The sequence below is a fragment of the Marinobacter metalliresistant genome (assembly GCF_038098645.1).
GTDB classification, from domain to species: Bacteria; Pseudomonadota; Gammaproteobacteria; order Pseudomonadales; family Oleiphilaceae; genus Marinobacter; species Marinobacter metalliresistant.
The window spans coordinates 3,851,154-3,872,591 of record NZ_CP101118.1; the positions used below are offsets into that span (position 1 = coordinate 3,851,154).

The 21,438-nt window shown below is 58.6% G+C and carries 20 protein-coding genes, 1 tRNA gene and 1 pseudogene; 19 read left to right on the plus strand and 3 right to left on the minus strand.

Going from position 1 to position 21,438, the window contains the following annotated elements:
• Positions 1-45: 45 nt before the first annotated feature.
• From NLK58_RS17985 to NLK58_RS18005, 5 genes are all read left to right on the plus strand, one after another.
• On the plus strand, positions 46-939 hold the full coding sequence (locus tag NLK58_RS17985) for a septal ring lytic transglycosylase RlpA family protein (RefSeq protein WP_117619704.1): 894 nt from the start codon (positions 46-48) through the stop codon (positions 937-939).
• Positions 940-996: 57 nt separating this feature from the next.
• Positions 997-2,163, plus strand: a complete 1,167-nt coding sequence (locus NLK58_RS17990) for a D-alanyl-D-alanine carboxypeptidase family protein (RefSeq protein WP_341581406.1) — start codon at positions 997-999, stop codon at positions 2,161-2,163.
• Positions 2,164-2,193: 30 nt separating this feature from the next.
• Positions 2,194-2,463, plus strand: coding sequence for a YbeD family protein (locus NLK58_RS17995; protein WP_117619706.1), 270 nt, complete (start codon positions 2,194-2,196; stop codon positions 2,461-2,463).
• Between the two features lie 5 nt (positions 2,464-2,468).
• A complete protein-coding gene (gene lipB, locus NLK58_RS18000) occupies positions 2,469-3,107 on the plus strand; it encodes a lipoyl(octanoyl) transferase LipB (protein ID WP_341581407.1) in 639 nt (212 codons plus the stop codon).
• Between the two features lie 77 nt (positions 3,108-3,184).
• Positions 3,185-4,630, plus strand: a complete 1,446-nt coding sequence (locus tag NLK58_RS18005; RefSeq protein ID WP_117619708.1) for an AarF/ABC1/UbiB kinase family protein — start codon at positions 3,185-3,187, stop codon at positions 4,628-4,630.
• On the opposite strand, the gene NLK58_RS18010 is transcribed toward NLK58_RS18005, so the two are convergent.
• Positions 4,570-5,013 carry a YqaA family protein gene (locus NLK58_RS18010; RefSeq protein WP_117619709.1) on the minus strand — a complete coding sequence of 148 codons (444 nt, stop codon included), beginning with the start codon at positions 5,011-5,013 and terminating at the stop codon, positions 4,570-4,572. The two genes, NLK58_RS18005 and NLK58_RS18010, sit on opposite strands and share 61 nt — an antisense overlap.
• Positions 5,014-5,282: 269 nt before the next feature.
• Here NLK58_RS18010 and NLK58_RS18015 point away from each other — a divergent pair, with 269 nt between their 5' ends.
• Positions 5,283-5,537 carry a GrxA family glutaredoxin gene (locus NLK58_RS18015; protein ID WP_117619710.1) on the plus strand — a complete coding sequence of 85 codons (255 nt, stop codon included), beginning with the start codon at positions 5,283-5,285 and terminating at the stop codon, positions 5,535-5,537.
• Positions 5,538-5,626: 89 nt separating this feature from the next.
• On the opposite strand, the gene NLK58_RS18020 is transcribed toward NLK58_RS18015, so the two are convergent.
• Positions 5,627-6,889 carry a 6-phosphofructokinase gene (locus tag NLK58_RS18020; RefSeq protein WP_341581408.1) on the minus strand — a complete coding sequence of 421 codons (1,263 nt, stop codon included), beginning with the start codon at positions 6,887-6,889 and terminating at the stop codon, positions 5,627-5,629.
• A gap of 155 nt (positions 6,890-7,044) precedes the next feature.
• Between NLK58_RS18020 and mpl the strand changes: the two genes are divergently transcribed.
• The 5 genes and pseudogenes from mpl to NLK58_RS18045 all read left to right on the plus strand — a co-directional run.
• Positions 7,045-8,439, plus strand: coding sequence for a UDP-N-acetylmuramate:L-alanyl-gamma-D-glutamyl-meso-diaminopimelate ligase (gene mpl / locus NLK58_RS18025; RefSeq protein WP_117619712.1), 1,395 nt, complete (start codon positions 7,045-7,047; stop codon positions 8,437-8,439).
• Between the two features lie 46 nt (positions 8,440-8,485).
• Positions 8,486-9,133, plus strand: coding sequence for a flavin prenyltransferase UbiX (locus NLK58_RS18030; RefSeq protein ID WP_117619713.1), 648 nt, complete (start codon positions 8,486-8,488; stop codon positions 9,131-9,133).
• A 147-nt stretch (positions 9,134-9,280) separates the two neighbouring features.
• Positions 9,281-10,420, plus strand: a complete 1,140-nt coding sequence (locus NLK58_RS18035) for an acyl-CoA dehydrogenase family protein (RefSeq protein ID WP_117619714.1) — start codon at positions 9,281-9,283, stop codon at positions 10,418-10,420.
• Between the two features lie 151 nt (positions 10,421-10,571).
• Complete coding sequence (locus tag NLK58_RS18040; protein WP_117619715.1) at positions 10,572-12,455, plus strand: hypothetical protein; 1,884 nt, start codon at positions 10,572-10,574, stop codon at positions 12,453-12,455.
• A gap of 3 nt (positions 12,456-12,458) precedes the next feature.
• Positions 12,459-12,684: pseudogene (locus NLK58_RS18045) on the plus strand (hypothetical protein); the annotation flags it as partial.
• Positions 12,685-12,798: 114 nt separating this feature from the next.
• On the opposite strand, the gene NLK58_RS18050 reads toward NLK58_RS18045, so the two are convergent.
• Positions 12,799-12,885: transfer RNA gene (locus NLK58_RS18050), tRNA-Leu, on the minus strand.
• A gap of 256 nt (positions 12,886-13,141) precedes the next feature.
• On the opposite strand from NLK58_RS18050, the gene rnr reads away from it, so the two are divergent.
• From rnr to alr, 8 genes are all read left to right on the plus strand, one after another.
• On the plus strand, positions 13,142-15,685 hold the full coding sequence (gene rnr / locus NLK58_RS18055) for a ribonuclease R (RefSeq protein ID WP_117619716.1): 2,544 nt from the start codon (positions 13,142-13,144) through the stop codon (positions 15,683-15,685).
• 15 nt (positions 15,686-15,700) lie between these two features.
• Positions 15,701-16,438: a 23S rRNA (guanosine(2251)-2'-O)-methyltransferase RlmB gene (gene rlmB / locus NLK58_RS18060; protein WP_117619717.1), complete on the plus strand. Its 738-nt coding sequence runs from the start codon at positions 15,701-15,703 to the stop codon at positions 16,436-16,438.
• 246 nt (positions 16,439-16,684) lie between these two features.
• The gene (rpsF, locus tag NLK58_RS18065; protein WP_117619718.1) at positions 16,685-17,101 is read left to right on the plus strand and encodes a 30S ribosomal protein S6; all 417 of its coding nucleotides are present in this window, start codon (positions 16,685-16,687) and stop codon (positions 17,099-17,101) included.
• A gap of 25 nt (positions 17,102-17,126) precedes the next feature.
• Positions 17,127-17,357 carry a 30S ribosomal protein S18 gene (gene rpsR, locus NLK58_RS18070; RefSeq protein ID WP_007154918.1) on the plus strand — a complete coding sequence of 77 codons (231 nt, stop codon included), beginning with the start codon at positions 17,127-17,129 and terminating at the stop codon, positions 17,355-17,357.
• A 26-nt stretch (positions 17,358-17,383) separates the two neighbouring features.
• Positions 17,384-18,250, plus strand: coding sequence for a hypothetical protein (locus tag NLK58_RS18075; protein WP_117619719.1), 867 nt, complete (start codon positions 17,384-17,386; stop codon positions 18,248-18,250).
• Between the two features lie 20 nt (positions 18,251-18,270).
• Positions 18,271-18,717: a 50S ribosomal protein L9 gene (gene rplI / locus NLK58_RS18080; protein WP_341581409.1), complete on the plus strand. Its 447-nt coding sequence runs from the start codon at positions 18,271-18,273 to the stop codon at positions 18,715-18,717.
• Positions 18,718-18,948: 231 nt separating this feature from the next.
• Positions 18,949-20,355, plus strand: coding sequence for a replicative DNA helicase (gene dnaB / locus NLK58_RS18085; RefSeq protein ID WP_117619721.1), 1,407 nt, complete (start codon positions 18,949-18,951; stop codon positions 20,353-20,355).
• Positions 20,355-21,431, plus strand: coding sequence for an alanine racemase (gene alr, locus NLK58_RS18090; RefSeq protein ID WP_117619722.1), 1,077 nt, complete (start codon positions 20,355-20,357; stop codon positions 21,429-21,431). The genes dnaB and alr overlap by 1 nt, the downstream gene beginning before the upstream one ends.
• The last annotated feature ends 7 nt before the right edge of the window (positions 21,432-21,438 follow it).

Here is a 21,438-nt window from a genome sequence, read left to right on the forward strand (position 1 = left end):
AACTTTGATGACGGTGGCCCAGGTGATCAAGAGGAAATCCGGACTGTGAACTGCAAACCTTCCCTGTTGTTCGTTCTGGCGGTTGCCGCGGCAGTGATCCTCAGTGGTTGCGCCTCTGCGCCGGAGACGGATCATTCATCCCGCTATACCCTGACGAATGACCGGGCACCTTCGGACAATTTTGATACCTCCGGGCTCAACGACGCGGTTCCGGTTTACGAGGCGCCCCGTCGTTCAGGGAATAAGTCTCCCTACACGGTCTGGGGCAAGCAGTATCGTGTTCTCGACAGCAACAACGGTTATACAGCCCGGGGCACGGCGAGCTGGTATGGCGAGAAATTTCATGGCCATAAGACGTCCAATGGTGAAACCTTTGACATGTATGCCATGTCTGCGGCTCACAAATCATTGCGGATCCCCGGGTACGCCCGGGTAACGAATCTTGATAACGGTCGCTCGGTGATTGTCCGGGTTAATGATCGCGGGCCTTTCCATGGCGACCGGATTATCGATCTTTCCTACGCCGCTGCCAAAAAACTGGGTTACCAGGCCCGGGGCACTGCGAGGGTTGAAGTCGCCGCCATCACGGTGAAGCCGGACGGCTCCATGTTTCTTGCCGGCAAGCCCTTTTCGCCGGAGGATGCGGCCGGACCCGCCGCAAGCCGGGTGAGGGCAAGCGGTGAGATGGCAATGGAGAAGCGTTCGCTGTTCGTGCAGCTGGGCTCCTTCAGTAGCCGTGATCCGGCCGAGAAATTGCTCAGCCAGGTAAGGGCAGTACTTGAGAACCCGATGCGGGTCAGAGCTGTCGATACCGCCTCCGGACGGTTTCACCGTGTTCAGGTGGGACCATTCCGGGATGAAGATTCCGCCAGGAAGACCCAGAGTCTCCTGGAGGCGCGTGGATTTGATCAGTCGATCCTGCTGACGGATTCACACTGAACAAGTCAAAAAAGACGCTGAAAAAAGACACACACCTAACGACGAACGAATGGACCCATGGCCTTAAAATCTGCTTTCCGAACACTATCTGTTGTCTTTGTACTGATGCTCGCCCTGACCGGCAAGGTAATGTCGCAGTCGGTGCTGATCCCGTCGCCACCCCAGATTGCCGGCAGCTCCTATGTTCTGATGGACCCGAAAAGCGGGCGGATCATCATGGAAGAGAACAGCCATGAGCGTCTTCCGCCGGCGAGCCTGACCAAGATGATGACGGCCTACATTGTCGAGCGGGAGCTGGACGAGGGGCGAATCTCCATGTCCGACATGGTCCCGATCAGCGTCAAGGCCTGGAAAACAGAAGGTTCCCGCACCTTTGTCAAGGAAGGTACCCAGGTTGCGGTCGAGGATCTTCTCAGAGGGGTCATTATCCAGTCTGGTAATGATGCCTCCGTGGCACTGGCCGAATTCGTCGCCGGCAGTGAAGGTGCCTTTGTTGATATCATGAACCAGCAAGCGCAGTTGTTGGGCATGAAAGACACCCATTTCGAGAACGCTACGGGTCTGCCGTCTCCGGATCATTTTTCAACCGCCTACGACCTGGCGATCCTGGCCCGGGCGATCATCAACGATTACCCGGAAAACTACCCGATCTACGCAGAAAAGCATTTCACCTACAACAACATCCGTCAGCCGAACCGGAATAGTCTCCTGTGGCGGGACAAGAGTGTCGATGGCCTGAAGACCGGCCATACCGAAGAGGCCGGTTACTGCCTGGTGGCTTCGGCCAAGCGTAATGACACCCGCTTTATTGCCGTGGTCATGGGGACAAGCAGCACTGAATCCCGGTCACAGGAAGTTCAGAAGATGCTGAACTACGGCTTCCGTTATTACGAGAGTGAGCGCCTGTTCCGGGCCGGACAGGAACTGATCGAAGCCAGGGTCTGGGGTGGCCAGGCGGATGAGATCTCGATCGGCATGGCGGACGATGTTTACGTCACCATTCCCCGGGGCTCCAGGGACAGCCTTGAGTCGACGGTAGACCTTGATTCGGTGATCAAAGCACCCATCAAGGTGGGGGATGAGCTGGGACAGGTCAAGGTGTCGTATAACGGTGAAGTGTTGGTTGACCAGCCGGTACTGGCTCTGACCGATGTTCCCGAGGGCGGTTTCTTCAAACGCATCTGGGATGCCATAAAGCTCTTTTTCGTTCAGTTATTTCAGTAGGGTGACTTTGGTCACCGGGAGTAAAGCGGCATGAGTCAGCCGAAAGCACCAAAAATTGAGTTTCCATGCGACTACGTGATCAAGGTGATTGGTAATTCTGCACCGGATTTCACTGAGTTCGTGGTCGAGGTCGTGGAACAGCATGCGCCGGGGATCTGCGAAACCGATATATCGGTGAATGAGAGCAGCAAGGGCCGCTTTTCATCGGTGCAGCTGAAAATCGTGGCCACCGGTGAGGCTCAGTTGAAAGCCCTGTTTGAAGAGCTCAAGGCCAGTGGCCGTGTGCACATGGTGCTCTGACCCAGATGGCTGAACTGATCGTCCGGTCCCTGGGAGAACAACCCTACCTGGAAGCCTGGGAGGCCATGAAAACCTTCACCGCCAACCGGGATGACACCGTGGCCGATGAGCTCTGGTGTCTTGAACATCCCCGGGTCTATACCCAGGGCCAGGCGGGCAAGGCCGAGCATATTCTGGCGCCCGGTGATATCCCGGTGATCCAGGTAGACCGCGGCGGCCAGGTGACCTATCACGGCCCGGGCCAGCTGGTGATTTACCTGATGATCGATCTGTCCCGGAAAAAACTGGGTATCCGCGGCCTGGTGGACGAGATTGAACAGGCCATCGTCCGCACCCTTGCCGGACTGGGTGTGGAATCCGCACCGCGGCCTGATGCCCCGGGTGTCTACGTGGGCGATTCGAAAATCGCGTCGCTCGGCCTGCGCGTGCGCCGGGGCTGCTCGTTCCACGGGCTTGCCCTCAATGTGGACATGGACATGGAACCCTTCCGACGCATCAATCCCTGCGGTTACGCTGGCATGGTCATGTGCCAGGTACGCGATTTCGTTCCGGGTGTGACGGTTGCGGATGTCCAGAAACGCCTGGTGGAGCAGTTGGTCGGGGGCTTGGCCATGTGGCCAGTTAAACCCGGGCAACTCGGTTAGGCCGGCTCACCGGACTAGCCGTATAATGGCGTGAGCCGCCAAACCTGGTGAAATTCTCTGATCCGAACAGGTCATCCATGTCATCCAGACGCTCAGGAAATTCGGTCTCCCGCATCAAGACAGGCAGCTTTGAACGCCGGTTGAGCATGACGCGTGCCGGTTTGTTCGCTGGTACGCGCATGGCCTCGCACATGGCCACCAACTGGTTCAGCAGCAGGGAGAACCGGGAAAAGCGCCACCGGGCGATGCTTTCCAGTCAGGCGCGATTTCTGGTGGATGAGCTTGGTAAGCTCAAGGGCAGTGTGGTGAAAATTGGCCAGGTGATGGCGCTGTATGGTGAACATTTTCTGCCCGAGGAAGTGACCGAAGCGCTGCACACCCTTGAGGACCAGACCACCTCACTGGAATGGCCGGCGATTGAACGGGTGCTGAAGGCTGAATTGGACCCAGAGCGGCTTGCCGGGCTGGACGTGGACCCTGAGCCCATCGGCGCCGCCTCGCTGGGCCAGGTTCATCGCGCCCGGCGCCGCAGCGACGGACTCGAGCTGGTTCTGAAGGTGCAATACCCCGGCGTGGCCGAGGCCGTAGACAGTGACCTGAATGCCGTTGCCCAGCTGCTCCGGGTCGCCAGACTGGTCAGTTTCGGCCCGGAGTTTAACGATTGGCTGGAAGAAGTCCGGGAGATGATGCACCGTGAGGTGGACTACCGTCTGGAAGCGAAGACGACGGAAAAGTTCCGCCAGATGCTTGCCGGAGATCCCCGGTTTATCGTGCCGAGGGTTTTGCCGGAATTCTCAACCGCCCATATCATCGCCTCGACCTTTGAGCACGGCCACTCGGTCAGTTCCCAGGCCGTCAGAGACTTGCCTCTGGCACGCCGCAGTGCGTTGGGGGAAGCGGCACTGGAGCTGTTTTTCCGGGAGCTGTTTGACTGGGGTGAAATCCAGACCGACCCCAACTTTGGCAATTACCGGATCCGGATCGCCGGCGAAGAGGGCGAAGATCCCGGGTATGACCGCATCGTCCTTCTCGATTTCGGGGCTGTGCAGGTGTACTCGGACGAGTTTCTCAAGCCGGTGATCCAGATGATCAGGGCCTCTTACGAAAACGATCTGAAAGCGGTGATCGACGGTGGCGTGAAGCTGCGGTTCATGAGCCCGGAATGGCCGCAGGAAGTGCTGCAGAAGTTTGGTACGGTGTGTATGTCGGTACTCGAACCCCTGTCCAGCGACAAGGATTCCTGGCCGGATTATGCCGTCAACCGTCACGGGCAGTACCGCTGGAAGCAGAGTGATCTGCCTTCCAGGGTGGCTCGCCAGGCGGCCCGTTCCGCCATCAGCCGGTATTTCCGGGTGCCTCCCAAGGAATTCGTATTCCTGAACCGAAAGCTGATCGGGGTCTACACGTTTATCGCCGTTCTGAACTCCGAGTTCAATGGCGAACCATTGCTGCGCAAATACCTCTATGGTGAGGGTGACGATGCCCCGGATGCTTCCGCCACCAGCCAGAGCACGAAGGCGTAGCGGGTGCCCTTGCCGATAGCCACCAGAATAACGAAGTTCAGCCAGGGCACGCGCATAATGCCACCCACCAGGGTCAGCGCGTCGCCCCCCAGGGGCAGCCAGCCCATCAGCAGTGACCACTGGCCATAACGATTGAAACGGTTCCGCGCCTTGTGCAGCTGCAGTTCGCTGACCGGAAACCAGCGTTTGTGCTTGAAGCGGTCCACTTGCCGGCCGATAACTCCGTTAACGACCGAGCCAAGCGTATTGCCCAGCGTTGCCCAGAACCAGAGCCACCACCAGGAGTAGTCCTGGCTAATCATGGTGCCAAGCAGAATTTCCGAGTAGGCGGGCAGCAGCGTGGCGGCGGCGAATGCAGTCAGAAATAGCGTCAGGTAGGCCACCGGACCCTCCTTGATCTGTGATGAACGGAATCTCCAGCACCCCGCAGGTCCGATTTTACCATGAAACAGTTATCGCTCCTCTTCAAGCTCTAAGCGCTCGTCAAGCTCTAAGCGCCTGTTGTGCCACTGCTCCTGACTATGGGCCAGCATTGTGGCGACTATGACGGCGATTCAAAGCATCAATTTCCAATTCCGGCTTGCCGTGTCATCATTCAGCCATTGTCTTACCCATCTCAAAATTTATCGTTACAGACGTTTGGGAGGTCTTTATGGAGCAGGTCACGATTTACGGCCGTTCAAGTTGTGGATTCTGTGTTCGGGCAAAGGACTTGTGTGAGGCCAGGAACATCCCGTATGTCTGGGTCGATATGATCGAAAAAGGCATGAGCAAACAGGACATCGCCGACAGCATTGGTCGGCCGGTATACACCGTGCCGCAGATCCAGGTGGGCAATCGGTATGTGGGTGGGTTCGATCAGTTCTATGCCTATGTGCGGGACCACGAAGCGGAACTGGTCCGTTAACCGCAGATACTGCCCCGCAGAATAAAAAGGCCTGGCAGAGGATTTCTGCCAGGCCTTTTTGGTGCTTACGATGAAGTCCGACAGGCTGTCTAGAGCTGGAACCCGGTTTTCAGCTTCTTCTCGGTGAGCGTGTTCTGCAGTCTGGCAACCCGCGGCAGCCCATTGTCGAACGGCGGGAAGCTCTCCCCGAAAATCAGGGGTTCCAGATAGTCCCGGCAATCCTGGGTGATGCCAAAACCATCGTCCGTGATGTAGTGAATCGGCATCTTCTTTTCCTGGTTCGCCACGTCACTCAGCGGCGCTTCGCCAATCTTCCAGCGGTAAGGCTTCGCCTGTTCGCGAACGATGGTCGGCATCAGTGCCTGTTTGCCATCCAGGGCCATTTCCACCGCGGCCTTGCCGACGGCATAGGCCTGTTCCACATCGGTGGCGGAGGCAATGTGGCGGGCGCTGCGCTGGAGGTAGTCAGCCACGGCCCAGTGGTACTTGTGGCCCAGGGCCTGCTTTACCATATTCGCCAGGGCGGGGGCAACGCCGCCAAGCTGGGTATGACCAAAGGCATCCTTGGCACCGGCGTCGGCCAGGAATCGGCCGTCTTCGTACTGGGCACCTTCGGAGGCGACGACAACACAGTAGCCATACTCCCCGACGCAGTGGTCCACGCGGGCCAGGAAGGTTTCGCGATCAAAGGGAATTTCCGGGAACAGGATAATGTGCGGCGGCTCGCCCTCGCCCTGTCCGGCCAGCCCGCCGGATGCGGCAATCCAGCCGGCATGGCGCCCCATTACCTCCAGGATGAACACCTTGGTGGACGTCTCGCACATGGACTTGATGTCCAGACTGGCTTCCAGGGTTGAGGTGGCAATGTACTTGGCTACCGAACCGAAGCCCGGGCAGCAGTCGGTGAACGGCAGGTCATTGTCCACGGTTTTCGGAACCCCGATGCAGGTAATGGGGTAGCCCATCTTGTCGGCGATCTGGGAGACCTTGTAGGCGGTGTCCTGGGAATCTCCGCCGCCGTTGTAGAAGAAGTAACCAATATCGTGGGCCCGGAATACTTCGATCAGGCGCTCGTATTCGCGACGGTTCTCGGAGATGTTCTTGAGCTTGTGGCGACAGGAGCCAAAAGCGCCCCCGGGGGTGTGAATCAGCGCCTGGATGGCATCATCGCTTTCAAGGCTGGTATCAATCAGCTCCTCTCTCAGCGCTCCGATAATGCCGTTGCGTCCGGCGAATACCTTGCCGATCTTGTCCGGATGCTTGCGGGCGGTCTGGATAACCCCGCAGGCACTGGCATTGATGACGGCGGTGACACCACCGGACTGAGCGTAAAATGCGTTCTTGATGGCCATCTCGGGCTGGAGCCTCCTGCTGGTTCGACAATGGCGCAGATGATACGCCAAACGCCGGCAATTTTCATGAGCAGGATTGCGGATAGCGTGGCTCTTGACGGGGTGGGGCGGATACGGGAGGCTTGTCGGGTTTCAACACAGAGGGCAGTCGCCGAATGCACATTCATATCCTCGGAATCTGTGGCACCTTCATGGGCAGCCTGGCTGTTCTCGCCCGGGAGCTCGGGCACACCGTGACCGGGTCCGATCAGGGCGTATATCCACCCATGAGCACCCAGTTGGAGGCCCAGGGCATCAGCCTGATGGAAGGTTACAGCCCGGATCACCTGGAGCCGAAGCCGGATCTTGTGCTGATCGGTAACGCCATGTCCCGTGGTAACGCCGAAGTGGAAGCCGTGCTCAACCGCAACATCGACTATATGTCCGGTCCGGAATGGCTGGCCCGTGAGGTGCTGAGGCACCGGTGGGTCATGGCGGTAGCCGGTACTCATGGCAAGACCACCACGACTGCCATGCTGCTTTGGATACTGGATCAGGCCGGTTTTCAGCCCGGCTATCTGGTGGGCGGTGTGCCCCGGGACTTTCCGGTGTCGGCGCGTCTGGGTAACAGTGATTTCTTTGTCATCGAGGCGGATGAATATGACAGCGCCTTTTTCGACAAGCGCTCCAAGTTCATCCATTACCGCCCCCACACCCTGATCCTGAACAACCTGGAGTTCGATCACGCGGATATTTTCGAGAACGTCGAAGCCATTGAGCGACAGTTTCATCACCTGGTCCGAACCGTTCCCTCCCAGGGCCTGATCGTCCGGCCGGCCATCGATGCGCATCTGGATAATGCCCTCGCCATGGGCTGCTGGAGCCAGGTGCAGGACACCGCCATCGGCAGCGAAACCCCGCGCATGTCGGACTGGCGCGCCGAGCTGCTGTCCGAGGACGGCAGCCGGTTTCTGGTGATTCACCACGAACAGCCGGTGGCGACTCTGAAATGGGATCAGACCGGTCTCCACAATGTCCGCAACGCCCTGTCTGCCATCGCCGCCGCCCGCCATGTCGGTGTCACCCCCGATCATGCCGTGGCGGCCCTGTGCCGGTTCTCCGGCGTCAGGCGGCGGATGGAGCTGCTGGCGGATATCGGGGGCGTGCGCGTCTACGACGATTTTGCCCACCACCCGACGGCCATTGCCACCACCCTTGAGGGCCTGCGCAACCGGGTTGGTGAGGAACCGATTCTGGCTTTGATTGAACCGCGCTCAAATACCATGAAGCAGGGTGTCCATCAGCAGACACTGCTGCCCAGCGCCGAGGCGGCCGACCGGGTTTTGTGGGCCAACCTGAATGACATGGACTGGCTGCTGGCCCTGATTTCCAGTTGGCAGCAAGACAATGCCGGGTCTGATTTGCACCGGATTGAGGTCTCTGTGGAGAATCTGATAGCCCGGGTACTGGAAGATCTGCCCAGCCCCTGCCACATTGTGATCATGAGCAACGGAGGGTTTGGCGGCATTCACGGTAAACTCATTGCCGAACTTGAGCGTATTCGTGGCTGATCCGGCAATGCCGGCGACTCTGTTTTACTGACTGGTGGCGCTATCCATGACCAATGACCAAGCCCGGGTATCTACCGTTAATCTGGCGTTCACGGGTGCTTCGGGCGCCCAGTACGGATTGCGGCTGTTGCGGTGCCTGGTGTCGGCCGGTTGCCGGGTGAACGTGATGATCAGCCGTGCTGCCCAGGTGGTCATTGCCACGGAAACCGACCTGAAGCTGCCGGGAACGCCGCCCGCCATGCAGGATACACTGTCTGCCTACGCCAGTGCCGAGCCCGGCCAGGTCCTGGTGTTTGGCCGGGAAGACTGGTTTGCACCGCCGGCCTCCGGCTCTGGTGAAAGGGCCCCTTTGGTGATTTGCCCCTGCAGCACCGGCACGCTCTCGGCCCTGGCGACCGGGGCCAGCAACAACCTGATAGAGCGGGCCGGTGATGTTGCCCTGAAAGAGCGGCGCCCCCTCATCCTCGTGCCCCGGGAGGCGCCTTTCTCGGAGGTGCACCTGGAGAACATGCTGAAGCTGACCCGCATGGGGGCAGTGATCATGCCGGCCAGCCCCGGGTTCTATCACAAGCCGCAATCCGTCGGGGATCTGGTGGACTTTATTGTCGCCCGCATCCTTGACCATCTGAACCTTCCCCAGGACCTGATGCCCCGCTGGGGCGAAGCCCACGCCGAGGACAAGCGCAACAGCTGAGGCCAGAGGTGGTTCAGAGTTAATCCGAAGCTCCCCACGATGGTTTTGGCCAGCCCGATTGATGCTTTTCATCATTGAGCAAACGGACCTCCGGGCAGAGACTTGGTGAACGACAATCACAACACAGGTTATTCACCGAGGTTCACCATGATTCCACGCACTCTCTTCGACGCCGATCTTGAAGGCTTCCGCGATTCCGTCCGCAAGTTCCTGGAGCAGGAAGCCGTGCCTTACCATGACCAGTGGGAGAAGGACGGCCAGGTCAGCCGCGAGCTCTGGCAGAAAGCCGGCGAGCTGGGATTCCTCTGCCCGTGCCTGCCGGAAGAGTTCGGCGGCGTGGGCGCGGACTTCCGGTACAGTGCGGTGCTGATTGAAGAAGTGGCGAGAGCGGGCCTGACCGGAATTGGCTGGGGCCTGCACTCCGACATTGTCGCGCCTTACGTGCTGAACTACGGCTCCGACGAGCTGAAAAGCCATTACCTGCCCAAACTGGCCAGCGGTGAGATGATCGGTGCCATTGCCATGACCGAGCCCGGTGCCGGCTCGGATCTGCAGGGCGTGAAAACCACGGCGGTCAAAAACGGCGATCACTACCTCCTGAACGGCTCGAAAACCTTCATCACCAATGGCCAACTGGCCGATGTGGTCATTGTTGTTGCCAAAACCGATCCCGGGGAAGGCGCCAAGGGCATCAGCCTGTTCATGGTGGAAACCGCGTGGCAAGGTTTCGAGAAAGGCCAGAACCTCAACAAGGTGGGCATGAAAGCCCAGGACACCTCCGAACTCTTCTTCCAGGATGTGAAAGTGCCTGCGAAGAACCTGATCGGCCCGGGCGAAGGTCAGGGCTTTTTCCAGCTGATGCAGGAGCTGGCGGCAGAGCGTCTGCAGGTGGCTCTCAGTGCCGTTGCGGCAGCCGAGGCGGCCTGGCAGTGGACCCTGGATTACGTCAAAGAGCGGAATGCCTTTGGCAAGCCGGTGATCTCGTTCCAGAATACCCGGTTCAAGATGGCGGAAATGAAAGCGGAAATCACCGCGGCCAGGGTGTTCACGGATCGTTGTCTGGAACTGCACCTGGAGAAGAAGCTCGACATTCCGACGGCGGCGATGCTCAAACAGCTCACCACCGACCTGCAATGCAAGGTGATGGACGAGTGTGTCCAGCTTCACGGCGGCTACGGCTATATGTGGGAGTACCCGATTGCCCGCGCCTGGGCCGATTCACGGGTGCAGCGCATCTATGCCGGCACCAACGAGATCATGAAGGAAATTGTCGCCCGCTCATTCTGAGCAGGACACGGATCTCTGGCCCCGGAGTGTTTGCGCCTCCGGGGCCAGTCGGTTACCAAACTTTACAAATTGCCAAGCCGGTCAAGGTCTCCGGCAAGCACATCCCCTAAAGTAGCGGCACAACCTCTGACAAGGATAAACGGTTGCCGCGATGAAACGCCTCATTTGCCTGTCTGTTACTGCTTTCTCCCTCGTCCTGGCCGGTTGCGGCAAGGAATCCGACGAGCTGCCCGTGGATGGTCGGGATTTCGATGGGGTGGAGTACAGCGAGCCGGTTCCCTACACGGGCAAGGTTATCGACGGCTACCTGAACAACGCCCGGGTCTGGCTGGATATGGATGGTGACAGCCAGTACACTCCGGGGCCCCTTGTTATAGAGCTGGAGAACGGTCAGGACGTTACCCTTGATTCCGGTGAGCCAACCGCCATGAGCGGCCCTGGTGGCCGGTTCACAATGGATATTTCCGGACTCGCGCTGGACCCGGCGGTAGGCCCGGATCTCGATCCGCGAAACTATCCGCTGTATGCCGTGGCCCTGCCAGACAAAACCCTTGAGGAGACCCGCAACGGAGAGGTCCCGGTGGCCAGCGCTTACATAATGTCGGCGCCTCCGGGGGTCCGGAACGTCACGCCACTGACGACCCTGGCGCACTATCGGGGTGTGGCGGGTCTGGGCTCCTTTCTTGAGAATCCGGCCGGAGCGGCGGCCAGTCTGGCGGGTCTGAACCTGGTGCGGGATTACATCCTCGTTGGGGATGACCGCTCCCACGCCTACGCCCGCGCCCTGGCAAGGTTCATGGCCAGCCAGATCCCCGCCGCCTATAACGATCTGCTGGCGATGGCGGGCAGTGATGGCACGGAGCGCTTTCTCAGCAAGGAGGCAGTGTTTCTGCTGGGTCTGTCACTGGTTCAAAATGCCGAAGCTGTCATCGCCGTGGTCGATGCGGCCGAACAAGGGGGCTACGGGAATATTGACGTCGATGCCCTTGAGCTCCCCGAGGTCAGTGTCGAGCTCAGTGATCCGGTCCTGCTCACGAGCCAGAAAATCTATGCCGAGCCCGCCAGCCAGGGTAACCTGCCGGCGAGCCGCTCCAGTCTCCTGATCTCCGCTGAGCTTACCTTTGATTACAGTGAGGGCGGGCGGCTTTTGTCGGTGTCGGCGAACGGATGCCTTGCGCCGTCCATGCGGGAACTGGCAAGGCTGGTCAGTGTAAGCGGCCGGATGGCGGATCTGGAGAGCCAGTGGTTACCGTCAGTCGCGCTCTCAGAGCAGAGCCGTATCAACTATGATGCCGAGGGTGTCGATGAGCGATTGACCTTCGACTGGGACAACCAGCGGATTTATTTTGAGGCCGGTACCACCTGCCATGACCATGAAGGCGTTTCTGCCGGCTCAACCGAGCTGGGGGGCAACCCGGAGGTTGTCTACAGCTGGACCATTGAGGGTGGGGATCTGGTGGAGCTTGTTGCCGAGTATGCCGGCGGAATGACCCGCAGGCTCGTTCCGGAAACCGCCAATGCACCACAGGTGTTCCCGGGTTACCGGATTTCGCAGAATGGTAGCGAACGGGAGGCGGTTGTTTTTGCTTCCGGCATTGACAGTTGTCGTGTTCAGGACGACGCGGCAGGAGCCAGTCAGGTTGTGACGGGTCGTCAGGCGTATGAGTTTTCTGGCTATGAGCCCCAGCCTGCCGGCTTTTCAGGTCTGATGCTTGAGTTCGATACCCGGGCGCTTTCCGGGGCTGAAAACTCAAACCTCCGGCTGTTGCGCTATGGCTTTATGGATCCGGCTCTTTCCGATCTCAGCCGGGTGACTGGAGACCGCGGTTTCGAGTGGGTAATGAACTATGCCGCGGCGGACGCTGCCGGCTTCTATCCGGAGCAGCCGGGTCTTATCCGTAATGCCTACCTCAAGCGTTATAGCGGCGGCGGTGAATGTGGCCGCGAATTCGACGGATTGCCAGTGTCGGCCTATGCGAGAGTGGAATACGGTTACCAGAGGCTGTCGGCATACCTGTTAACGCTGCTGGACTGACCGGGCCTGTCAACCGTTGCTCTCAGCCTCATGGCGTTTGACCTGGCGGGTAATAATGCCGGCCAGGTCTTGGGCACGGCTATGGCCATCAATTGTCTCTTTCCCGCCTTGCGTATGACCTGGAAAACCTCATTAGCCCGGCTCTGGCAGCCGTGATATTAGTGGTCACCAGTTGGCAGGGGCTTTCTCAGGCACCGTAATTGGTTTCATTGCATCGGCACTACTCGTGTCGTGGTTTCAGTAGCTATGCCGTCGGGTGTAAAACCAGAGAAACGCCAGGGTGGCGATGAAGTTGCTGAATTTAACAGGGAGGTAATTGATTCGCATCTCTTGAGGGAAGAGATGGTGCCGAGGAGAGGACTTGAACCTCCACGGGGTTGCCCCCACTAGCACCTGAAGCTAGCGTGTCTACCAATTTCACCACCTCGGCAGGTGATTTGCAGAATTATCGTTAGCTTATTGAAAACTAGACGTTTCTGCCAGCGTTGAGGTTTGTCTCTCAACCGATGGCGCGTACTTTAATAATTCCCGCCGGGGCTGTCAAACGTTTTTTTGCAAAAAGAATGGCAGGTATTTATGCCTATTCACGGCAGGTTGATAGGCAGGAGCTACATCCCAACGTTATACTCCGTTGCAAATGAATCCAGACTGTGCCGTTTTGGTACAGAAGTAAAGCAAGGATCCGAATGGTTTCCAGAAATAAGAAAGACCGGGATCCTCACGCCAGTCGTGAGGCCCAAAAATACGATAACCCTATTCAAAGCCGGGAATTTATCCTCTCGCATCTTAAGGATCGCGGGGCTCCCGCAACACATGAAACATTGTGTTCCGAGCTTGGACAGAACTCGCCGGAAGGTATCGAAGCCCTCCGTCGGCGCCTGATTGCCATGTGCCGGGATGGCCAGCTGATCTGTAACCGCCGTGGCGCCTACCTCCCTATCGAAGAAGCCGATCTGGTAACGGGCAGGGTCATCGGCCACAAGGATGGCTTCGGCTTTCTGGTGCCGGACGATGGTGGCTCCGATCTGTTCCTGACAGCGCGCCAGATGCGCCAGGTATTTCATGGTGACCGGGTTGCCGCCCGGGTTGACCGGGTCGATGACCGCGGTCGCCGGGAGGGTGTCATTGTTGAGGTGCTGGAGCATCGTACCGAGCAGACGGTTGGTCGATTCTTCAAGGAAAGTGGTATCGCCTTTGTTGTACCGGAAAATGCCCGGATCAACCACGAGGTATTGATACCGGAGGAGCATGCTGGCGAGGCATATCACGGCCAGTACGTGGTGGTGGAAATTCTGCGTCAGCCCACAATTCGCACCCAGCCAACCGGCAGGGTGATCGAGATTCTCGGCGAGCACATGGCGCCGGGAATGGAAATTGATGTCGCCATCCGTTCCTACGATATTCCCCACAGCTGGCCGCCTGCAGTGGGTGAGCAGGCCGCATCGATTCCCGCTGAGGTTGCCGAAAAAGACAAGGCAAACCGGGTGGACATCCGCAATATGCGGCTGGTCACCATTGACGATGAGAGTGCCCGGGACTTTGACGACGCGATCTACTGCGAACCCCGTCCCCGTGGTGGTTATCGCCTGGTGGTGGCGATTGCCGACGTGTCCCACTATGTACGGCCTGAGTCTCCGCTCGATGAAGAGGCCATTCGCCGGGGCAACTCGGTGTACTTCCCGGACCATGTGGTGCCGATGCTGCCGGAGAAACTCTCCAATGGCCTGTGCTCCCTGAATCCCGATGTTGATCGCCTGTGTATGGTGGCCGACATGACCATCAGTGCGGCCGGCAACATCAGTGGCTATACCTTTTATCAGGCGGTGATGCGCAGCCACGCCCGGCTGACCTACAACAAGGCCAGCGACATGCTGGAGCGGCCGGATACCGAGCAGGGCTTCCGGCTGGCGGCCCAGTACGCGGATCTTCTGCCGCATCTCCATAACCTGTACGACTTGTATAAGTTGCTTCGGCGGGCGCGTACTGAGCGTGGTGCTATCGATTTTGAGACCACCGAAACGAAAATTGTGTTTGATGCCGAGCGCAAGATTGAGGAAATCGTGCCGGTGCAACGCAACGATGCGCACAAGATTGTGGAAGAGTGCATGCTGTGCGCCAATGTAGCTACGGCCCGTTTCCTCAAGAAACACGAAATGCCGGCACTTTATCGGGTGCATGACGGGCCCTCTGAAGAGCGACTGAATGCCCTTCGCCTGTTTCTGGGTGAGCTGGGTTTGCAACTGGGTGGTGGAGACAAGCCAAGCTCTGCCGATTACCAGGCTCTGCTGGCCGAAGTGGCCGACCGGCCGGATGCCAATGTGATCCAGATGGTCATGTTGCGCTCGCTCAGCCAGGCGGTCTACAGCCCGGAACAAAGCGGTCACTTCGGCCTCGGGTTTGCCAGCTATACCCATTTTACCTCGCCGATCCGTCGCTATCCGGATCTGATCGTGCATCGGGCGATCAAGTCCCGTATTCACAATCCTGAAGTGAAGAAAGATATCGTAACCCCACCGGTTACGGATCCCGAGCTCGCTGAATACCCTTACGATTATGCCAGCATGGAGCGGCTCGGCGAGCACGTGTCCATGACCGAGCGTCGGGCGGACGATGCCACCCGGGATGTCATGGCCTGGCTGAAGTGCGAGTTCCTCAAGGACCATGAAGGCGAAGAGTACGATGGCATTATTGCTGCCGTGGTGCCGTTTGGCTTCTTTGTGAATCTGTCGGGCATCTACATCGAGGGGCTGGTTCACGTTTCCACCCTCAGTGGTGACTATTTCCATCACGATGCGGCCAAGCATCGCCTGATTGGCGAGCGCACCGCGGTGAGCTTCCGTCTGGGCGATGAAGTCCGCGTGCGGGTTGTCCGCGTGGGGATGGAGGATCGCAAGATTGATCTGGAACTGATCAGTACTCCGAAGCGGCGCCAGGCCGACCGGGATGCTCTGGACGTTTCCAAGCGTGAGGGCCCCGGCAAGGGCGGCAAGCGCGGTGAAAAGGGTAAGGGAGACCGGGGCGGCCGCAAGAAAGGCGGTACGTCTTCAGGTTCCCGTGGCCAGAAAAAGCCGGAGAGTGCGAGCCCCAAAAAAGGTGGCAAGCCCTCCAGTGCCAGGGAGCAGCTGGTCGCGGAAGCGGCAAAAGAGGCGACAAAGAAAAAGTCCGGCAAAGCGTCGGGTAAGTCCTCCGGCGCCAACAAGCAGCGCAAGCCCCGTAATTCAGGTAAGTAACAGGGAACAGAATCAGTGTCCGGAGAGTTTGTGTTTGGCTGGCACACGGTTGAGGCAGTTCTCAAGCGTGAGCCTGAACGATTGGAGCAGGTCTGGATTCAGACCGGCCGGCAGGACAAGCGGGTCAAGAGCATTACCGATGCGCTGGATACGCTGGGTGTGCGCTGGAAAGTGGTGCATCGAAGGGAGCTCGACGAGCGGGTTGCCGGTGTACACCAGGGCATTGTGGCAGAGGTCAGTGAAAGCCGGGAGTGGACGGAAGATGATCTTCTGGCGCAGCTGGCTGGCAGTGACAAGGCGCCATTCCTGCTGGTGCTTGACGGGGTAACCGACCCCCACAATCTTGGCGCTTGCATGCGTACGGCCGATGCCGTGGGTATTCAGGCGGTGATTGTGCCGAAAGACAAGTCTGCCTCACTGACTCCGGTGGCTCGTAAGGTTGCGTGTGGTGCCGCAGAGACGGTGCCGTTCGTGCGGGTGACTAATCTCGCCCGTTTCCTGCGGGGCCTTCAGGAGCAGGGTGTCTGGCTGATTGGCACCGCCGGTGAGGCGGATGCAACGTTGTACCAGGCAGATTTCAAGGGCCCGGTGGCGCTGGTGATGGGTGCTGAAGGCAAGGGAATGCGACGTTTAACCCGTGAGCACTGCGATCAGCTGATCAACATTCCAATGCTGGGCCATGTGGACAGCCTCAACGTGTCGGTGGCTACGGGTGTTTGCCTATACGAAGCTCTGCGCCAGCGACTTGGTTAACCCTTGCACACCGGGGCTCACCCGCCTAGAATACGTCACCCCTTTTCGAAGGGGCGGTTTTGTATTGCCTGAATGATGGCAGTGCAAGGTCTCGCTTTTGATCAAGCCTTTCTCGCAAAGCCTTATTGATAAAGCAAAAAGAAACCGGCAGCCCAGGCTGTCAACTCCTTGCTTTCATGTTTGCCGGTCGCGAATTTTTCAATCTGGCCGGTAAAAAGGAAGCTGTTTAAACCGTAGGGAGAACTCATGCGTCACTACGAAATCGTTTTTATGGTACATCCGGATCAGAGCGAGCAGGTGCCCGCGATGATCGAGCGTTATACCAGCGTCATCACTGAAGATGGCGGTACGGTACATCGCCTGGAAGATTGGGGCCGTCGTCACCTGGCTTACCCGATCAACAAGATTCACAAGGCTCACTACGTACTGATGAACGTTGAATGTTCACAGGCAGCGATGGACGAGCTGACTCACAACTTCCGTTTCAACGATGCCATCATCCGCGACATGATCCTGCGCCGCGATGGTGCTGATACGGACCTGTCCCCGATGAAAGCTTCCGAGTCCCGTGAAGACCGTCGTGGCGGCGATGATCGCCCGCGTCGTTCAGCCGAATCTGACGAGCCACGTCAGCGGGCTGAAACCCAGGACGAAGAAGAGTAATTAACCGGAGTTGAGGAGTTAAGTTATGGCTCGTTTTTTCAGGCGTCGTAAGTTCTGCCGCTTCACGGCAGAGGGTGTTAAAGAGATCGATTACAAGGATCTGGACACCCTGAAAGGCTACATCACTGAAACCGGCAAAATCGTGCCCAGCCGCATCACCGGCACCAAAGCACGTTATCAGCGTCAGCTGGCTACCGCTATCAAGCGCGCCCGCTACCTGGCACTGCTGCCGTACTCGGACAGCCACGATAACTAAGTAACAGAGACACGGGACTTGGGACCATGCGTGCACTTGCACAGTATGTAATGCGCGGTCCCCTGCAGGCGGGCGGGGTAGCAGCAGTAACCACTGCCATACCCCTGCTGTTCTGGATTGGCGCAGCCGTTGTCGGCCTGGTTATTCTCAGGCTCGGCATCAGTCAGGGGCTCAACATCGGGCTCTGGGCATTGCTACCGGCACTCGGCTGGAGCATTTTCGGGCAAGACCCGACGGCTCTGGCGGTACTGCTTCAGGTGATGCTGATGGCGGCGCTTATCCGAACCACGCAGTCCTGGGAGAAGGCCCTTCTCGGAGGGAGTTTTCTCGGAATCGTCACAGGCCTGATGTTGCCTGTGATCTATCCCGGCCTGCTGGATGATCTGGTCCAGACCGGGGTGAGCTTTTACCAACAGTACAACGCCGAAATTGCGAAGAGTCTCGGGGATGACCTTGAGAGAGTGATTCGGGACACCATGAACGCGAGCATGGCAGGCACCTACCTGGCAACAGGTGTGGGCATGACCATGCTGGCGCGCTCCTGGCAGGCGGGGCTTTATAACCCCGGCGGATTCCGCAAGGAATTCCATGGTCTGAGGCTGTCTCCGCCGATTGCAGTGTTGTGTGCGGTAACCATGGTGGTGGGTCCGTTTCTCGGTCTGAACGCCATGCTGCTGGCCTGGGCCGCGGGAACGCCGCTGTTTTTGGCGAGCCTGGCGCTGGTTCACGGTATTGTTGGTTTGAAAAAGCTGAGTGGGCAGTGGCTGGCGCTGTTTTATATAGCACTGGTTCTGTTGGGCCCAAGCCTGATGATTCTGTTAGTGGTTCTGGCTTTTGTGGATAGCTGGCTGGATATCCGGAGGCGTATAAAACCTGCCGGGCCGGCTGAATAAAGCACGAAGAGGTTAACGAGATGGAAGTTATTCTGCTCGAGAAAGTTGCAAACCTTGGCTCCCTGGGTGACAAGGTAAAGGTCAAGGCCGGTTACGGTCGTAATTTCCTGCTTCCGTATGGCAAGGCTGTACCTGCCTCGGAAGCAAACCTGAAGGCGTTCGAGGAGCGTCGTGCCGAGCTTGAGAAAGCAGCTGCCGAGAAGCTGTCTGCTGCCCAGGCCCGTGCCGAGGCTCTGGAAGGTGCTTCCTTCACCGTCAGCTCCAAAGCTGGTGAAGAAGGCAAGCTGTTCGGCTCTATCGGTGTGCGTGACATTGCTGACGCAATCACTGCCGGTGGCACCGAAGTTGAGAAGAGCGAAGTTCGTCTGCCGGAAGGCCCGCTGCGTGTGACCGGCGAATACGAGATTGAGCTTCAGTTGCACTCAGACGTCGAAGTCACCATCAAGCTGGCGATTGTTGCCGAGTAAACCGTTTTTCCTGAAAGCGGAGCCGGGGTTTCCCGGCCTTGGTAATACGCTGGTGGCCGGCGCTGTCTTTTCGAAGGCATCGACCGGCCTGCCCAACAGGCCCGAACCGCATCTTGCGGCTTTCGGGCCTGCTGCTTTCTGGTATGCTGTTACGGTCTGGTAACCCTCTCCCATTGCAGCGGCAGGTCGCTTAAACTGTCGTGGTTTTGACATCCAACTGAAGATGTTTTCATGGCCAAGCCCAATCTGAAGCCCGCGAGTACCGATCTCGAAACCAGTCGCATCAAGGTCCCTCCCCACTCTGTTGAGGCAGAGCAGGCGGTATTGGGTGGCCTGATGCTGGACAACCGTCGGTTCGATGAGATTTCCGAGATCATCTCGGCTGGCGATTTCTACCGACAGGATCACCGGCTAATCTTTGGCGCCGTGGAGCGCCTCGCCAGTGAAAGCGAGCCATTGGATGTGGTGACCCTCGCCGAGTTTCTGGAGCGGGCAGGGGATATTGAAGATGCCGGGGGGCTGTCCTATCTGGCCGAACTGGCGGAAAAGACGCCGGGAGCGGCCAACATCCAGGCCTACGCCAATATTGTTCGGGAACGCTCTGTCCTGCGGCAACTGGTGGAGGTTTCCGGCAAAATCTCCGATTCCGCGTTCAACCCTCAGGGCCGGAACAGCAACGAAATTCTGGATGAGGCCGAACGGAACGTGTTCCAGATTGCCGAAGCGCGGGTCAAGGAAGGGTCCGGGCCCCAGGCAATCAACCCGATTCTGGCCAAGACCCTGAGCCGGATCGAGGAGCTGTTTGAATCCGGTGAGCAAACCACCGGTTTGACCACCGGATTCAAGGACCTGGATGAGCAGACCTCGGGAATGCAGCCTTCGGATCTGATTATTGTGGCCGGTCGTCCTTCGATGGGTAAGACCACCTTCGCCATGAACATTGTTGAAAATGCGCTGATCAGCACCGGCACGCCGGTTCTGGTGTTCAGTATGGAGATGCCGGCAGATGCGCTGGCCATGCGTATGCTCTCTTCACTCGGGCGTATCGACCAGACCAAGGTCCGGGGCGGCAAACTGGAAGAAGACGACTGGCCTCGCCTGACGTCCGCGGTCAGCCTGCTCAAGGACAAACCGCTTTACATTGATGATACGCCGGGCCTTAGCCCCACCGAGCTGCGCTCCCGGGCCCGACGTATCGCCCGGGAGAACGGTGGCAGGATTGGCCTGATCATGGTCGACTACCTGCAACTGATGCGGGTGCCTGGTAACACCGAGGGCCGGACGGCGGAAATTTCAGAAATATCCCGGTCCCTGAAGGGGATTGCCAAGGAGCTGAGTTGCCCAGTGGTTGCCCTGTCCCAGCTCAACCGGAGTCTTGAGCAGCGGCCCAACAAACGCCCGGTTAACTCGGATCTGCGTGAATCCGGCGCGATTGAACAGGATGCCGACGTGATCATGTTCGTATACCGGGATGAAGTGTACAACGAGGATACGTCGGACAAGGGTATCGCCGAGATTATCATCGGCAAGCAGAGGAACGGCCCCATAGGCACCATTCGCCTGGCGTTTATCGGCAAGTACACCAAATTCGAGGACCTGGCCCACGGCGATTACAGCGACTACGGCGGAGAGTATTAATGCCGAGGAGCACGGTCGCCCGGATAGACCTTGAGGCACTTCGCCGGAATTACCAGACTGCCTGCCGGCGTGCCGGCGGTGCACAGGTGATGGCCGTGGTAAAGGCTGATGGCTATGGTCATGGCATTGGTCCGGTGGCGTCGGCCCTGAACAGCCTGGTACCGAAATTCGCGGTAGCCTGTCTGGAAGAGGCTGTGGCCATTCGTGCGAGTGGCCTGGAACAGCCGGTTGTGCTGCTTCAGGGTGTCCACGCCGGTGAGGATCTGGCCGACTGTGCGCAGCAGGATTTCGAGCCGGTACTTCACAGTGTCCAGCAACTGGCGTGGCTGGAGCTGTCGGATCAACGGCCGGCGTTCTGGCTGAAGGTTAACAGCGGTATGAACCGGCTGGGGTTTCATCCAGGCGAGCTGGGCGGGGTGATGATTCGGCTGGAAGCCATGAAGGCCAGTGAAAGGCTGCTGGGTTTTGTGACCCATTTTGCCTGCGCCGACGATGCCGAAAACACCATGACTGCCGATCAAACGTCGGTCTTTGAGCAGGCAACTGCGTCCTGGCCCGGATTAATGAAAAGCGTTGGTAACTCGGCCGCCCATTTTCTTGCCGGTCAGCCCCTGTATGACTGGAGCCGACCCGGCATCATGCTTTATGGCGGTTCTCCGGTGATTGGCAAGACCGGCCCGGAGCTTGGCCTTGAACCGGTCATGTCGCTGGAAGCGCCGTTAATCAGCACCCGTGTTGTGCGTGCCGGGGAATCCGTCGGCTATGGTGCCGGCTGGGTGGCTGACCAGGACACCCGGATGGGTATGGTGGCCGTCGGTTATGGTGATGGCTACCCAAGACACGCCGGGACGAATACGCCCGCTGCCATCAATGGTCGGCGAATCCGGCTCATTGGCCGGGTGTCCATGGACATGCTGGCTGTCGATCTGACCGGAGCACCGGAGGCCAGAGAAGGGGACAGTGTGGAGCTGTGGGGCAGAACCGTGGGTGTTGATGAGGTGGCTGCCTGCGCCGGCACCATATCCTACGAACTTCTGACCGGTATCACTGCACGGGTTGGGCGGCAATACCGGTGATTTTGCC